The sequence below is a fragment of the Arthrobacter sp. NPDC058097 genome (genome assembly GCF_042884885.1).
Lineage (GTDB): Bacteria > Actinomycetota > Actinomycetes > Actinomycetales > Micrococcaceae > Arthrobacter.
The window spans coordinates 36,193-50,188 of sequence record NZ_JBHVSZ010000014.1 but is presented as its reverse complement, the minus strand read 5'-3'; the positions used below and the strand labels follow the sequence as shown (position 1 = coordinate 50,188).

General features: G+C 67.6%; 15 protein-coding genes, 1 tRNA gene and 1 pseudogene. 7 read left to right on the top strand and 10 right to left on the bottom strand.

Going from position 1 to position 13,996, the window contains the following annotated elements; translation table 11 throughout:
- Window positions 1-35 precede the first annotated feature (35 nt).
- The gene (locus tag ACFVTE_RS20825) at window positions 36-518 is read left to right on the top strand and encodes a pyridoxamine 5'-phosphate oxidase family protein (RefSeq protein ID WP_387103828.1); all 483 of its coding nucleotides are present in this window, start codon (window positions 36-38) and stop codon (window positions 516-518) included.
- Window positions 519-529: 11 nt separating this feature from the next.
- Here the strand turns inward: ACFVTE_RS20825 and ACFVTE_RS20820 are convergent, their stop codons facing one another.
- The 3 genes from ACFVTE_RS20820 to ACFVTE_RS20810 are packed head-to-tail and all read right to left on the bottom strand — an operon-like array spanning window position 530 to window position 3,892.
- Entirely contained in the window at window positions 530-1,381 is an 852-nt protein-coding gene (locus tag ACFVTE_RS20820) for a transglutaminase N-terminal domain-containing protein (RefSeq protein ID WP_387103825.1), read from the bottom strand.
- Complete coding sequence (locus tag ACFVTE_RS20815) at window positions 1,378-2,304, bottom strand: alpha-E domain-containing protein (protein ID WP_377951025.1); 927 nt, start codon at window positions 2,302-2,304, stop codon at window positions 1,378-1,380. The genes ACFVTE_RS20820 and ACFVTE_RS20815 overlap by 4 nt, the downstream gene beginning before the upstream one ends.
- Window positions 2,297-3,892 carry a circularly permuted type 2 ATP-grasp protein gene (locus tag ACFVTE_RS20810; protein WP_387103936.1) on the bottom strand — a complete coding sequence of 532 codons (1,596 nt, stop codon included), beginning with the start codon at window positions 3,890-3,892 and terminating at the stop codon, window positions 2,297-2,299. Before ACFVTE_RS20810 ends, ACFVTE_RS20815 begins: the two co-directional genes overlap by 8 nt.
- 157 nt (window positions 3,893-4,049) lie before the next feature.
- On the opposite strand from ACFVTE_RS20810, the gene ACFVTE_RS20805 reads away from it, so the two are divergent.
- Entirely contained in the window at window positions 4,050-5,072 is a 1,023-nt protein-coding gene (locus tag ACFVTE_RS20805; protein ID WP_387103823.1) for a YeiH family protein, read from the top strand.
- Window positions 5,073-5,239: 167 nt separating this feature from the next.
- On the opposite strand, the gene ACFVTE_RS20800 is transcribed toward ACFVTE_RS20805, so the two are convergent.
- Window positions 5,240-5,461 (bottom strand): hypothetical protein, encoded by a 222-nt coding sequence (locus ACFVTE_RS20800; RefSeq protein ID WP_387103821.1) that lies wholly within the window; start codon window positions 5,459-5,461, stop codon window positions 5,240-5,242.
- On the opposite strand from ACFVTE_RS20800, the pseudogene ACFVTE_RS20795 reads away from it, so the two are divergent.
- The 3 genes and pseudogenes from ACFVTE_RS20795 to ACFVTE_RS20785 form a co-directional block, all read left to right on the top strand.
- Window positions 5,460-6,479 (top strand): annotated as a pseudogene (locus tag ACFVTE_RS20795) (M1 family metallopeptidase); the annotation flags it as partial. The gene ACFVTE_RS20800 and the pseudogene ACFVTE_RS20795 overlap by 2 nt on opposite strands.
- Window positions 6,480-7,348: 869 nt before the next feature.
- Window positions 7,349-7,446: transfer RNA gene (locus ACFVTE_RS20790), tRNA-Pro, on the top strand.
- 44 nt (window positions 7,447-7,490) lie between these two features.
- Entirely contained in the window at window positions 7,491-7,769 is a 279-nt protein-coding gene (locus tag ACFVTE_RS20785) for a hypothetical protein (protein ID WP_387103819.1), read from the top strand.
- Window positions 7,770-7,869: 100 nt separating this feature from the next.
- On the opposite strand, the gene ACFVTE_RS20780 is transcribed toward ACFVTE_RS20785, so the two are convergent.
- The 5 genes from ACFVTE_RS20780 to ACFVTE_RS20760 form a co-directional block, all read right to left on the bottom strand.
- Window positions 7,870-8,964 (bottom strand): biotin/lipoate A/B protein ligase family protein, encoded by a 1,095-nt coding sequence (locus ACFVTE_RS20780; RefSeq protein ID WP_387103817.1) that lies wholly within the window; start codon window positions 8,962-8,964, stop codon window positions 7,870-7,872.
- A gap of 82 nt (window positions 8,965-9,046) precedes the next feature.
- On the bottom strand, window positions 9,047-9,304 hold the full coding sequence (locus ACFVTE_RS20775) for a type B 50S ribosomal protein L31 (RefSeq protein ID WP_003802336.1): 258 nt from the start codon (window positions 9,302-9,304) through the stop codon (window positions 9,047-9,049).
- 170 nt (window positions 9,305-9,474) lie between these two features.
- The gene (locus tag ACFVTE_RS20770; protein ID WP_387103813.1) at window positions 9,475-10,284 is read right to left on the bottom strand and encodes a TrmH family RNA methyltransferase; all 810 of its coding nucleotides are present in this window, start codon (window positions 10,282-10,284) and stop codon (window positions 9,475-9,477) included.
- Window positions 10,285-10,318: 34 nt separating this feature from the next.
- A complete protein-coding gene (locus tag ACFVTE_RS20765; RefSeq protein WP_387103811.1) occupies window positions 10,319-11,104 on the bottom strand; it encodes a sulfite exporter TauE/SafE family protein in 786 nt (261 codons plus the stop codon).
- 18 nt (window positions 11,105-11,122) lie between these two features.
- Window positions 11,123-11,908: an ABC transporter ATP-binding protein gene (locus ACFVTE_RS20760; protein ID WP_387103808.1), complete on the bottom strand. Its 786-nt coding sequence runs from the start codon at window positions 11,906-11,908 to the stop codon at window positions 11,123-11,125.
- A 91-nt stretch (window positions 11,909-11,999) separates the two neighbouring features.
- Here ACFVTE_RS20760 and ACFVTE_RS20755 point away from each other — a divergent pair, with 91 nt between their 5' ends.
- Complete coding sequence (locus tag ACFVTE_RS20755) at window positions 12,000-12,362, top strand: ArsR/SmtB family transcription factor (protein ID WP_387103805.1); 363 nt, start codon at window positions 12,000-12,002, stop codon at window positions 12,360-12,362.
- The gene (locus ACFVTE_RS20750; protein WP_387103802.1) at window positions 12,359-13,420 is read left to right on the top strand and encodes a cation diffusion facilitator family transporter; all 1,062 of its coding nucleotides are present in this window, start codon (window positions 12,359-12,361) and stop codon (window positions 13,418-13,420) included. The genes ACFVTE_RS20755 and ACFVTE_RS20750 overlap by 4 nt, the downstream gene beginning before the upstream one ends.
- 33 nt (window positions 13,421-13,453) lie before the next feature.
- Here the strand turns inward: ACFVTE_RS20750 and ACFVTE_RS20745 are convergent, their stop codons facing one another.
- Complete coding sequence (locus ACFVTE_RS20745; RefSeq protein WP_387103800.1) at window positions 13,454-13,984, bottom strand: CGNR zinc finger domain-containing protein; 531 nt, start codon at window positions 13,982-13,984, stop codon at window positions 13,454-13,456.
- Between the last annotated feature and the right edge of the window lie 12 nt (window positions 13,985-13,996).

The following is a 13,996-nucleotide window of genomic DNA, read 5'->3' as shown; positions in this document are numbered from 1 at the left end:
GGCAGGCCGGGTGGCTGCGGCGTAGGCTCTGGTCCATGACGAACGTGCAGCCTACCGACGCTTCCGAGCATTCCGTCGAACATCTGGACTCCGGCCAGTGCTGGAGCTTGCTCCGGCAGGTTTCGGTTGGCCGCCTCGCTGTGTGGGTGGACGAGCATCCGGACATTTTCCCGCTCAATTACACCGTGGACCATGGAACCCTGGTGTTTCGGACGGGAGAGGGCACCAAGCTGGGTGGCGCCACGGGGGAACCGCCCGTGGCGCTGGAAGCCGACGGCGTTGATGCCGATTCGGGAATGGCTTGGAGTGTGGTGGTCAAGGGCAAGGCCGCCGCCCTCAAAGGCACCGAGGAGATCCTCGATTCAGCCTCGCTCTACCTGTTCCCGTGGCAGGCAGGGCAAAAGGACCACTTCATCCGCATCACGCCGGACTCGATCACCGGCAGGCGGTTCAAGGTCGCCGCGCCGCTCACCTGGTGGACCCAGCTCAGCGGCGCAGTGAAGGCCTCGCCCGAATAAGGCCTGCAGCCCTAGGCCAGTCGGGTGATCTCCACGCTCACGCTCAGGTTCGAGCCGCCGCCGCCGGAAAGGATGCCCTTCAGCGGAGGCACGTCCCGGTAGTCGCGGCCACGGGCCACGGTGACGTGGAAGTCGCCAGCGGGCTTGTGGTTGGTGGGGTCCCAGCTGCGCCATTCGCCGTCCCACCATTCCAGCCACGCGTGGGACTGTCCGGCCACCGTCTCGCCGATGTCCGCCGTCGACCGCGGGTGCAGGTAGCCGGAGACGTAGCGGGCCGGGATGCCGCAGCTGCGCAGGGCGCCGATGGCGAGGTGGGCCAGGTCCTGGCACACGCCCTGGCGCTGGGTCCAGGCCTCCTCGGCATTGGTGGTGACGCCCGTGGTGCCCTTCATGTAGGTCATCTCGCCGCGCATCCACGCGAAGATGGCCATGGCTGCCTCATGCGGGTTCTTGCCCGCGACCACGCCGGGGATGATGCTCAGCACTTCCTCCCCCGGACCGGTCAGCTGGGACTGCGGCACCCAGTCGCTGAACTGGTTCAGCGTCTCGGGCGAAGCGAGGTCGTCCCAGCCCACGATGTCGGTCTCCGACGGAACACGCACCGCGCGGTGGACCTCCACCGTGGTAGTGGCCAGGACTTCGAGGTGCTCGTGCGGCATCTGCATGTCGAATGCGGTGACACGGGTGCCCCAGTAGTCGCGGTAGCTGCTGACAGCGGCCTGCGACGGCGTGACCTTCATGGAGGACTCCAGCACCACCTGCTGCGGGTCCGTCAGCGGGGTCATGCGGGCCTCGTTGTAGGACAGCGTGACGCGCCGCTTGTACTTGTAGCCGGTCCGGTGGACGATGCTCAGCCGGGTCATGAAACTTCTCCCACCCAGGCCAGTTCATCCGCCTGATTGAAGTACTTACGGGAAATGGCGTCGGACGCCTGGGCAACGGCCTTCTGCACGCGTTCCATGTGCTCCGGCAGTTCGGACATGAGGTCGTCCGTGCGGTGGAACTCCAGGAACGTGCGGGCCTGGCCGACGATCCGGCGGGCGTCGTTGATGAAGCCGACGCGCTGGGCCGAGGGATCCAGCTTGGCCAGGCAGTCGTCGGCATCACGCAGGGCGTAGACGATGGAACGCGGAAACAGCCGGTCCAGCAGCAGGAACTCTGCCGCGTGCTGGTCGCCGAACGCGGCCCGGCGGGTCCGAAGGAAGGACTCGTAGGCGCCGGCGCAGCGGAGCATGTTCACCCAGGACATGCCCGCGGAGAGCACGTCACGGGTGGAAAGCATCCGGGCGGTCATGTCGGCCCGCTCCAGCGAACGGCCCAGCGCCAGGAAGAGCCAGCTGTCGTCGTGGCTGACTGTGGTGTCGGCCAGGCCGCTGACCATGGCGGTGCGCTCGAGGACCCAGTGGCAGAAGCGGTAGGTCCCCACCACGTCCTTGCGGTGCTGGTTCAGCCCGTAGTAGGTGGTGTTGAGGCTCTCCCAGAGTCCGGACGACACCGTTTCGCGGGCACGCCGGGCGTTCTCCCGGGCGGCGCCGAGGGAGCCTGCGATGGAGGTGGCGCTGTGCTTGTCGTAGGCGAGGGCGTGGAGGAGCTCCTCCAGCCCGAAGTCCTCGCTCTGCGGGCGCGCCCCCATGACGCCGAGCAGTTCGCGGGCAACGCTGCGCCGTTCCTCGGTGGGAAGGTGGTTCAGGCGCTCCAGGTGGACGTCGAGGATGCGGGCCGTGCCGTCGGCACGTTCAACGTAACGGCCGATCCAGAACAGGGATTCGGCAATTCGGCTAAGCATTCGCGGGTACCTCCTGCGCGTCAGAAATCTGCTGCTGCTGCTGTTCCGACTGCCGGTCGCGCCAGTTGCTCTCGACCGGCCACACGGAGACCCGCTCACGGACGGTGACGGACTGCCGCGGCAGCCGTTCCACCGGCACCTGCGGCGAACCGGCCAGTACCCACGTGTCCTTTGATCCGCCGCCCTGGCTGGAATTCACGATCAGTGACCCTTCCTTCAGGGCCACGCGGGTGAGCCCGCCGGGCAGCACCCAGACGTCGTCGCCGTCGTTGACCGCGAACGGCCGGAGGTCGACGTGACGGGGGCCGAACTTGTCGCCGCTGAGCGTGGGCACGGTGGACAGCTGCAGCACCGGCTGCGCAATCCAGCCGCGGGGATCGGCGATGATGCGCTTGCGGAGGGCCTCAAGTTCGTCGCTGGACGCGTCCGGTCCGATCACCAGGCCCTTGCCGCCGGAGCCGTCCACGGGCTTGACCACGAGCTCGTCCAAACGGTCCAGGACATGCTCGCGGGCTTCCTTCTCCTCGAGGCGGAAGGTGTCCACGTTGGCGATCACCGGTTCCTCGCCGAGGTAGTAGCGGATCAGGTCCGGGACGTAGCTGTAGACGAGCTTGTCGTCCGCTACGCCGTTTCCCACGGCGTTGGCGATGGTGACGCCGCCGGCACGGGCGGCGTTGACCAGTCCGGGGCAGCCGAGCATAGAGTCGGAGCGGAACTGGAGGGGGTCGAGGAAGTCGTCATCGATGCGCTTGTAGATGACGTCAACGCGCTGTTCACCGGCGGTGGTGCGCATGTACACGCGGTTGCCGCGGCAGATGAGGTCGCGGCCCTCCACGAGTTCCACGCCCATCAGGCCGGCCAGCAGGGTGTGCTCGAAGTAGGCGCTGTTGAAGACGCCGGGGGTCAGCACCACCACGGTGGGGTCATCCACGCCCGACGGCGCCGTCTTGCGGAGCGCGGACAGCAGCCGGCGCGGGTACTCCTCCACCGGGCGGATGAGCTGCTGGCCGAACGCCTCCGGAAGGCCCTTTGCCATGGCGCGACGGTTCTCCAGCACGTAGCTCACGCCGGACGGCACGCGGACGTTGTCCTCCAGGACGCGGAACGTTCCGGCGGCGTCACGCACCACGTCGATGCCGGAGATGTGCACGCGCACCCCGCCGGCAGGTTCGAAGCCGTGCACGGCGCGGTGGAAGTGCGCGCTGGTGGTGATCAGCTGGCGCGGGATCACGCCGTCGGACACCACTGTCATCTTGTCGTAGACGTCGTTCAGGAACGCCTCGAGGGCGCGCACCCGCTGGGCCACGCCGCGTTCCAGCACGTCCCATTCGCTGGCGGGGATGACGCGCGGCACGATGTCCAGCGGAAACGGGCGCTCCTCCCCCGCGAAGTCAAACGTCACACCGCGGTCCAGGAAGGTCCTCGCCATCGAGTCGGCCCGCGCGCTGACGTCCGCCAGGGACAGCTCCCGCAGGGCACCCGCAACCTGGCCATACGACTGGCGTGCCTTCTGCCCGGGGGCAAACATCTCGTCGTAGGCGCCGGTGCGGCCGGCAGCCTCGGAGTAATCCTGGAATAGGTCAGACATGGTCATTAGCCAACCACCTTTTTGTTGCGAATTCATTTCCCGTCCCGCCCTGGCGTGTTGGCGGGACTTCCGGTTGGTCTTTGGCGTCGAGGTCCGGCAAGGTTGGGAGGTGCCAGACTTCCGACTCCCGCCGCCGCTGCCGTCGCAGTTGCGCGGGATGACGCATCAGAACCTTACCCGGATTCTGCCCGGCCTGCTGACCGCCGTCGTCGCACTGGCCTTCGCGTTCGCAATCCATGCCGCCGTGCCCGCCCTGCCGGCCATGACCCTGGCCGTGGTCCTGGGCCTGCTGGCAGCCAACCTGCCCGGCACGGCGGTCTGGACGGCGGGCCGGGCCCGGCCGGGGCTGGACTTCGCCGGCAAGCACCTGATGCGCGGCGGCATCGTGCTCCTCGGGCTGAAGGTGAGCCTCTCCGACGTGCTGGGCCTGGGCTGGCTTGCCCTCCTGCTTATCGCGGCGGTGGTGGTGGCCAGCTTCGCCGGCACCTACGGGATTTCCCGGCTGTTCCGTCTTCCGGCCGACACCGCGCTGCTGATTGCCACCGGGTTTTCCATCTGCGGCGCTTCAGCGATCGGCGCGATGGCGGCTGTGCGGCGGATCAGCCACCGGGACACGGTCCTGCCCGTGGCGCTCGTGACGTTGTGCGGGACGCTGGCCATCGGCGTGCTCCCGCTGCTGGTCCATCCGCTGCACCTAAGCACCGAGGCGTTCGGTGCGTGGACCGGCGCCTCGGTCCACGATGTCGGGCAGGTGGTGGCCACAGCGCAAACCGCAGGTCCGGCAGCACTGGCCCTCGCCGTCGTCGTCAAACTCACCCGGGTGATTCTGCTGGCACCCATGGTGGCCCTTGTCGGGGCGGAACAGCGGATCCGGCACCGCCGGGAGGCAGGCAGCGCAGGCACGCCGGCCGAAGGCAGGCCGCCAATAATCCCGCTGTTCGTCCTTGGATTCGTGGCCATGGTGGCACTGCGGTCCAGCGGGTGGCTCGCCGCCGGGTGGCTGGAGGCGGCGGCCGGCCTGCAGGACGTGCTGTTGGGGGCGGCCCTCTTTGGCCTGGGTTCGGCGGTGCGCATCCGGACGCTGCTGCACACCGGGGCCCGCGCCGTGCTGGCCGCCCTCGCGGCGTGGCTGCTGATCGCGGTCCTTGGCCTGGCCGCCGCGCTCCTCATGGTGCAGTAGCCGGACGGTTCACCAGCCGCGTGGTTCAACGGCGCATGGTTCAATAGCTGGGTGCCGAACCAGAATCTCCAGCGCAGCGAAGCGGCAGAGCGGTCCGCCCTGATCACCACGCACAGCTACGACGTCTCGCTCGACGTCCGCCGCGCACCGGATCCGGACACGGCCGGCTACACCAGCCGCAGCACCATCGCCTTCTCGGCAGCGCAGCCGGGCGCATCCACCTTCCTGGACTTCATGGCCGGTGAGGTGCACAGCGTGGTCCTCAACGGCGTGGAACTGCCGGTGGCAGACGTGGTGGGCGGGGCACGGATCCGGCTGGACAACCTGCAAACCGAGAACAGGGTGACCGTCACCGGAACCGCCCTGTACAGCAGTTCGGGCGAGGGCATGCACCGGTTCTTTGACCCGGCCGACGGCCAGTGCTACCTCTACACCCAGTACGAGCCCGCCGACGCCCGCCGGGTCTTCGCGAACTTCGAACAGCCCGACCTCAAGGCCCGCTTCACCTTCTCCGTCACCGCCCCGGCCGGCTGGGAGGTGGCCTCCAACGGCGCCGAGGCGGCGCGCCTGCCCCTGGCGGAGGACGCCGCGGCCGCCCGCTGGGACTTTGCTCCCACGCTGCCCATGTCCACCTACATCACCACGGTGCTGGCCGGCCCCTACTACAAGGCCGAGGACCACTGGAGCAGGACGGATGACGGCGGCACTCGCCTTGACGTGCCGCTGGCACTTTACTGCCGGGCCTCCATGGCGCCCTCGTTCGACGCCGCCGAGCTGTTCAGGCTCACCAAGCAGGGACTGGACTTCTTCAACCGCCTGTTCGACTACCCCTATCCGTGGGGCAAGTACGATCAGGCCTTCGTGCCCGAATACAACCTGGGGGCGATGGAGAATCCCGGGCTGGTGACGTTCACGGAAAACTACGTTTTCACCTCGCGGGCCACCGATTCCCAGTACCAGGGCCGCGCGAACACCCTGCTGCACGAGATGGCGCACATGTGGTTCGGCGACCTCGTGACCATGCGGTGGTGGGACGACCTGTGGCTGAAGGAGTCCTTCGCGGACTACATGGGCACCCTCGGCGTGGACCGCGCCACGGACTGGGACACCGCCTGGGTTAATTTCGCGAACAACCGCAAGGCCTGGGCCTACGTCCAGGACCAGCTGCCCACAACGCACCCGATCGTCGCCGACATCCCGGACCTCGAGGCCGCCAAGCAGAACTTCGACGGCATCACGTACGCCAAGGGCGCCTCCGTCCTGAAGCAGCTCGTGGCCTACGTCGGCTTTGACGCCTTCATTGCCGGCTCCCGGCAGTACTTCAGGGACCACGAATACGGCAACACCACGCTGGCCGACCTCCTCGGCGCCCTGGCCGGCGCCTCGGGACGCGACCTCACCATCTGGGCCAGGCAGTGGCTCCAGACGTCCGGCATTTCGACGCTGAGCGCCGAACTGGAGTCCGCCGGGGCGGCCGACGGCCCGGCCATGCTCGAGCGGGTCACCCTGCTGCAGGACGCCACCGATCCCGTCACCGGCCAGCAGGAGCCGCGGCCGCACCGGCTGCGCATCGGGCTGTACAACTTCGACGCCGCCGGCAAACTGGTCCGCACAGATTCCGTGGAGACTGACCTGGCCGGCAGGGCCCAGGGAATTGACGCCCTGTTCGGGAAGGCCCGGCCAGCCCTGCTGCTTGTCAATGACGAGGACCTGACCTACGCCAAGGTCCGGCTCGACCCCGTCTCCGAGGCCACCGTCCGTTCCTCCCTGGACCGGATCAGCGACCCCATGGCCCGCGCCCTGACCTGGTCCGCGCTGTGGAATTCGGCCCGCGACGGCATCACTCCGGCTTCGCAGTATGTGGACGCCGTGCTCCGCTTCGCCGCAGCCGAGACCGGAATTGGCGTCCTGCTGAACATCCTGGGCAACGCCACGCTGGCCATTGAACAGTACGTTCCGGCCACCGAGCGCGAGGCCCTGCGGAAGTCCTTTGCCGAAGGCGCGGCACGCGAGCTGTACGCCGCGGATCCTGCTTCCGATCAGCAGCTCGCCTGGGCCAGGACGCTTGCCACGGTCAGCCGGACCGAGGACAGCCAGGCGGCGCTGCTCCGCGGCCTGCTGGACGGCAGTGAGCGGGTGCCCGGGCTGTCCGTGGACGCGGAGCTTCGCTGGAGTCTGTGGCACGCGCTGGCGGCCCGCGGCCTGGCCACGGAGCAGGAGCTCGACGCCGAGCTGGCCAGGGACACCACGGCGTCCGGCCGGGCGGGGCATGCCACGGCGCTGGCCGCCCGGCCTGAGGCGGCGGTAAAAGCGGCGGCCTGGGATGCCGCAGTACGCCGGAAGGAGCTCTCCAACCAGCTTCTCAGCGCCACCATCGCAGGGTTCAACACCGCCCCGCAAGAACTCCTGGACCCGTTCGTGGAGCCGTACTTCGAGTGCCTGGAAACGGAGTGGGCGGAGCGGAGCATCGAAATCGCCAGCCGGATCGTCCGCGGACTGTACCCCGGCGTGCAGGACCTGGGCCCCGCCGGGAACCCGGAGGACCACCCCGTGCTGGCCCGCACCGACCGCTGGCTCGCGGAGCACCCGGCCGCCCCGCATGCCCTGCGCCGGATCATCATCGAACAGCGGAGCCAGCTGCACCGGTCGCTGGCCGCGCAGGCAGTGTCGGCGAAAACCCCGTCGACTGCTCCGTAGAGGCCCTTATGACGGCCCAAAAGGGCAGCTGGGCCCACGCCGGCAGGGTTCCCTGGCCGAACTTGAGATGCTAGGGGGCCGGTGGGGGCACTCGATGGCTTTAGGGCACCCGGTGGAGCCACGCGTCCGTGCCGAACTTTGACGCGACGCGTTCACGTGCTGTCGCCAGCTCCTCGTCCGTGATCTCCGACGGCGTGGCCCCGTAGCGCTCGGAGAAGACCTCCATCATGGCCGCCACGATTTCGGCGCGGGCCAGGCCGGTCTGGCGGCGCAGCGGGTCCACGCGTTTCTTGGCGCTGGTGGTTCCCTTGTCCGAGAGCTTTTCCTTGCCGATCCGGAGCACGTCCACCATCTTGTCGGCGTCGATGTCGTAGCTCATGGTGACGTGGTGGAGCATGCCGCCGTTGGCCAGCCGCTTCTGCGCCGCACCGCCGATCTTGCCCTGGCCGGTGGCGATGTCGTTGAGCGGGACATAGAAGGCGTCGATGCCGAGCTTCTTCAGGGCGGCCATGACCCACGCGTCCAGGAAGGCGTAGGAGTCGGCGAAGCTGATGCCGTCCACGAGGGTCTCCGGGAGGTAGAGCGAGTACGTGATGCAGTTGCCCGCCTCCATGAACATCGCTCCCCCGCCGCTGATGCGGCGGACCACGGTGATGCCGTGCCGGGACACGCCGTCGGGATGCACCTCGTTGCGGTAGGACTGGAAGCTGCCGATCACCACGGACGGTTCCTCCCAGTCCCAGAAGCGGATGGTGGGGTTGCGGCGGCCGGCGCCGACTTCCTCGGTGAGCACCTCGTCCAGTGCCACATTCAGGTGCGTGGGCAGGACGCTCGGCGCGATGACGTTCCAGTGGTGGTCCGTCCACGCGGTGGCCTTGGCCAGCGCCCGGCGGACGGCGATGGCCACGGCGTCGGCGGTGAACCCGAACAGCACCGTGTCCTCCGGGAGGGATGCCTCCACAGCGGCGGCGATGTCGGCCGCCGTCGAACTTTCCGGCAGCCCCTTCAGGGCGCCGTTGATGGCCAGTAGGGCCTCGTCCGGTTCGAGGAAGAAGTCGCCGCTGAGCGAAACGTCCGTGAGGGCGCCGTCCTCGACGTCGAGATCCACCACCACGAGCTTGCCGCCCGGGACTTTGTACTCGCCGTGCAGCCGCGGGGCTGTCTCTTCTATCGCAGAACCTGGCGTGGCAGTCATGCCTTCCATCCTGCCCCACAAACGCGAAAAGCCCGCACCGTTGCCGGTGCGGGCTTTCCAAAGAACCTTGGGGAGAAGTGAATTACTTCTTGCCGCCGAAGCCCTTGAAGCGAGCGTTGAAGCGCTCGACGCGGCCAGCGGAGTCCATGATGCGCTGCTTGCCCGTGTAGAACGGGTGGGACTCGGAGGAGATTTCGACGTCGATGACCGGGTAGGTGTTGCCGTCTTCCCACTCGATGGTCTTCGAGGAAGACACGGTGGAGCGGGTCAGGAACTTCGTGCCGGAGGCCAGGTCGTTGAAAACAACAGCTTCGTACTTCGGGTGGATATCAGACTTCATAATGGGACCTTTTGTTCACGCAGCTGGATTTTGCCAGTTGCCAGGTATGAATGGGATGGCTTCCATCCGCGCTTTTTGGCCAGCCGCAAGGCCAGCGACAAACACAGGGGAACCAGCTATCCATCATAGCGGATCGCGGAGGAACTTACGAACCCGACGTTCCGGCGGGTTCAGGCCCGTGGCCGCAGCTCCCAGAAGGCGACGGCGGACGCCGCCGCGACGTTGAGAGAGTCCACACCCGCCCGCATCGGGATCTTCACGGCGAGGTCGACGGCGGCAAGCGTCTCAGGGCTCATGCCGGCACCTTCCGTGCCCAGCACCAGCGCGAGCCGCTCCGGGTTTCCTGCTGCCAGTTCGTCCAGGTCCACGGCGTCGTCGGTGAGTTCCATGGCCGCCACCGTGAAGCCCTGCTCCTTGAGGAGGGTCAGGTCGTGCGGCCAGCTGTCCAGCCTGGCCCAAGGGACCTGGAAGACGGTTCCCATGCTGACCCGCACGCTGCGGCGGTAAAGCGGATCGCCGCAGCGGGGCGACACCAGGACGGCGTCGACGTCGAGCGCCGCCGCCGACCGGAAGATGGCGCCCACGTTGGTGTGGTCCACAATGTCCTCGAGTACCGCCACGCGCCGGGCTCCGGCCAGCAGTTCCGGCAGCGGGACCGGCGCCGGGCGGTGCATGGCCGCCATGGCTCCGCGGTGGAGGTGGAACCCGGTGATTTCCTCCAGGAGGCCGGCGCTGCCGATGTAAGCCGGAACGTCGGGGTACTCCTCGAAGATGTCTTTGAGATCCGCAATCCACTTTTCGGCGAGGAAGAAGGACCGCGGCCGGTGCCCGGCTGCGAGGGCGCGCCGCAGGACTCGGGAGGATTCGGCGATGTACATTCCCTCGGCGGGTTCGCGGAGCTTCCGCAGGTGCACGTCCGTCAGCTGGGTGTAGTCGGCGACGCGCGGATCGGCGGCTGACTCGAGATAGTGGAATGTCACCGGGCAGTCGTTTCGCTAAGCACTTGCATTTCGATCACTTGAGCAGGTTCGCGACCAGAAAGCCGAGCGCCACGAGTCCGAGGGCGAAGATCACACCGCGGAGTACGGGCGGCGACAGCCTGCGGCCCACCTTAGCGCCGACGAGGCCGCCGATGAGGGAGCTGACGGCGATGATGGCCACCACTGCCCAGTTGATCCGGTCGAAGGCAAACAGCAGGTAGGAAGCGGCTGCGATCAGGTTCACGCCCAGCACCAGGACGTTCTTCATGGCGTTGGCGTTCTGGATGGTCCCCGTCATGAACACGCCGAGGATGCCCACCAGCAGAATCCCCTGCGCCGCGACGAAGTAGCCGCCATAGACACCGGCGAGGAAGACCAGCACCACCAGCAAAACGCCGTGATGCTTGTCCCGCAGTGCGTGCTCGGGGTTTTCCTCACGGTTCCGCACCCACTTCTGGAGCCTGGGCTGGAACACCACCATCAGAAGTGCCAGGACAATGAGGACCGGCGCCGCGTAGTGGAAGACCTTCTCCGGCAGGTGGAGCAGGAGCCAGGCTCCGCTGATGCCGCCCAGCAGGGACGCCGGGAGCAGCCGCAGGAGTTGCCGCCCGCGGCCCTTGAGCTCGCGGCGGTAACCCCACGCCCCTGCTGCGCCGCCGGCGACGAGGCCCATGGCATTGCTCATTGATGCCGTCACCGGTGCGATGCCCAGGGCGATCAGCACCGGGAAGGTGACAAGGGTTCCGGACCCGACGACGCTGTTGATGGTGCCGGCCCAGAGGCCAGCGAAGAACACAAGGATGCCGCTTAAAAACTCCACGTTGTGCCGGTGGCCCCGCTAGCGGCGGGCGGTTGCCGTATAACGGCCGGCGTTCACCGAGACGTCAAGGGGCAGGCCAAAAGTCTCGCTGAGGTTGCCCGAGGTGAGGACCTCGCCGACCGGCCCGGCAGCCACCACTTCGCCCTCGCGCATGAGCATGGCGTGGGTGAAGCCCGGGGGTACTTCCTCAAGGTGGTGGGTGACCAACACGATCGCGGGGGCGTCTTCGTCCATGGCCAGCTGGCTGAGACGGTGCACCAGGTCCTCGCGGCCGCCCAGGTCCAGGCCGGCTGCGGGCTCGTCCAGCAGCAGCAGTTCGGGGTCGGTCATGAGGGCCCGGGCGATCTGCACGCGCTTGCGCTCACCCTCGGAAAGCGTGGAGAACTTGCGGTTCAGGAGCGGCCCCATGCCCCAGTCGTTCAGGAGGGCGAAAGCGCGGCGTTCGTCGTCCTTCTCGTAGCCTTCGCGCCAGCGGCCGGTCACGCCGTACGCTGCGGTGACCACGACGTTGAGCACGTTCTCATATTCGGGGATCTGGGTGGCCAGGGCGGCCGAGGAGAGGCCGATCCGCGGACGCAGTTCGAAGACGTCCACCTTTCCGAGGCTTTCGTCCAGGATGCCGGCGATGCCGCTGGTGGGGTGAAGCCGGGCAGCGGCGATCTGCAGCAGAGTGGTCTTGCCGGCGCCGTTGGGTCCGAGGATGACCCACCGCTCGCCTTCCCTGACCTGCCAGTCCACCTTGCTCAGGAGCGTTTTGGCTCCGCGCACAACGCTGACGGCGGCCATTTCAAGAACATCACTCATAGAAGTAGACACTAGGACAAAACCGGGTGCGACTGATAACCGGTAACGCCGGCCGTCGGCTGACCGTCTCCGTTTATGACAATATATGCGTATGAACGCAGATAAGCATCCTTGCAGACTTGACGTCGACAGCCAGTACGTCGAGCTCGCGGTTGAGATTTTCGCCATGCTGGCGGACGCCACCAGGGTGCGGATCATCCTGGCCCTCCGCGAGGGTGAGATGGCCGTGGGAGCCCTGGCCGAAGTGGTCGGCAAGTCGCCGGCGGCGGTGTCCCAGCACCTGGCCAAAATGCGGCTGGCGCGCATGGTGTCCACGCGCCAGGACGGGACAAAGGTTCTCTACCGGCTCGAAAACGAGCACGCACGCCAGCTCGTCGCGGATGCAATCTTCCAGGCCGAGCATGCTCTTGGCGGGCAGCCGGCCCACCACCGCGTGAAGGGAGCGGCATCGTGACGGAGCGGACACAGACCACCGAGGGGCACCAGGACCATGACCACGGACACGAGCACGAGCACGAGGGGCATCATCACGATGGCCATGACCACGGCCATGACCACGGGCACGCGCATCACAAGGGGCTGAAGGGCTGGCTTTTCGAGCTGTTCGTCCCGCACACGCACGACGCCGCCGATTCGGTCGACGACGCTCTCGAGGCCAGCACCCAGGGCATCCGGGCATTGAAGATCAGCCTGTTCATGCTCCTCGGGACCACGGTCCTGCAGTTCCTTGTAGTCCTGGTGAGCGGTTCGGTCGCGCTGCTGGCTGACACCATCCACAACTTCTCGGACGCGCTGACCGCAGTTCCGTTGTGGATCGCGTTCATCCTGGGCCGCCGCGCTGCTACCCGCCGCTACACCTACGGCTTCGGCAGGGCCGAGGATCTGGCAGGGCTGTTCATCGTCGCCGTCGTTGCCCTTTCGGCAATACTGGCGGCCTGGCAGTCGGTGGACCGGCTCATCCACCCGCAGGCGCTCCAGAACCTGGTCTGGGTTATGGGCGCCGGGCTGATCGGCTTCGCCGGAAACGAGGCGGTGGCGATCTACCGCATCAGGATCGGACGCCGGATCGGCTCGGCTGCGCTGGTGGCCGATGGAGTCCATGCCCGGATGGACGGCTTCACGTCCCTGGCTGTGGTGCTTGGCGCCGGCGGCGTGATGCTCGGCTTCCCGCTGGCGGACCCCATCGTTGGCCTGCTGATTTCGGCGGCCATCATCATCCTGCTGTGGGGAACTGTCCGCAGCATCGGGCGCCGACTGATGGACGGAATCGAGCCGGAGCTGGTGGACCGCGCCCGCAGCACCCTCGAGAGCACGCCCGGAGTTGTTGACGTGAGGCGCGTGCAGCTGCGGTGGGTCGGGCACCGCCTGCAGGGTGCGGCGACCGTCGCCGTCGACGACGGTACGAGCCTCCGTCTGGCAGAGCAAACCATGCACGAGGCCCGGCACCGGCTCCGCCACGCCCTGCCCAAACTCGACGAAATGACTCTCACGCCGGTGCCTGCGTCAGCCTGACTGCGTCAGCCTGACCGCGTCAGCTTGACCGCGTCAGCCTGACCGCGCGCGGCCGCGGTAGCGCCGGACGGCGTCGGCGTTGCCGCACCGGGCCGAGCAGTACGCACGGTTACCGCCACGGCTGGTGTCGGCGAACACGCGGCTGCAGTCCCGCCAAGCGCACACGCCCAGCCGCTCGCCGGCGGCCTCGGTCATGAAGATTGCCAGGCCGCCGGCGGTGACAGCGCGCACCCGCTCCACCAGGGTTTCGCTCGCATCGGCAAAGTGAAGGTGCGGGAGCATGTCGTCATGGGTGGTCAGGAAGACGCGCCGCACTCCTTGGGCCAGCAGGGCATTGACGGCTGAGCAGCGGGCCTCCTGGTCTTCGGCAGCGAAGACCGTCTGTAGCCGGATAGCCCACGCCCGCAGCTCGTCCTGGTTCGTGGCGGTAACCCGGGGCGAGCGGAACAGGTGGCTTGCCAGGAGATCCTCGAGAGAGTCACTGCCCCACATGCCGTCGGCGAGCATGTTGACGAGGGATTCCGCCAGCCGCACGCCGTGCATGTTGTCATGGTTGAACTGCATAAACCCATGACA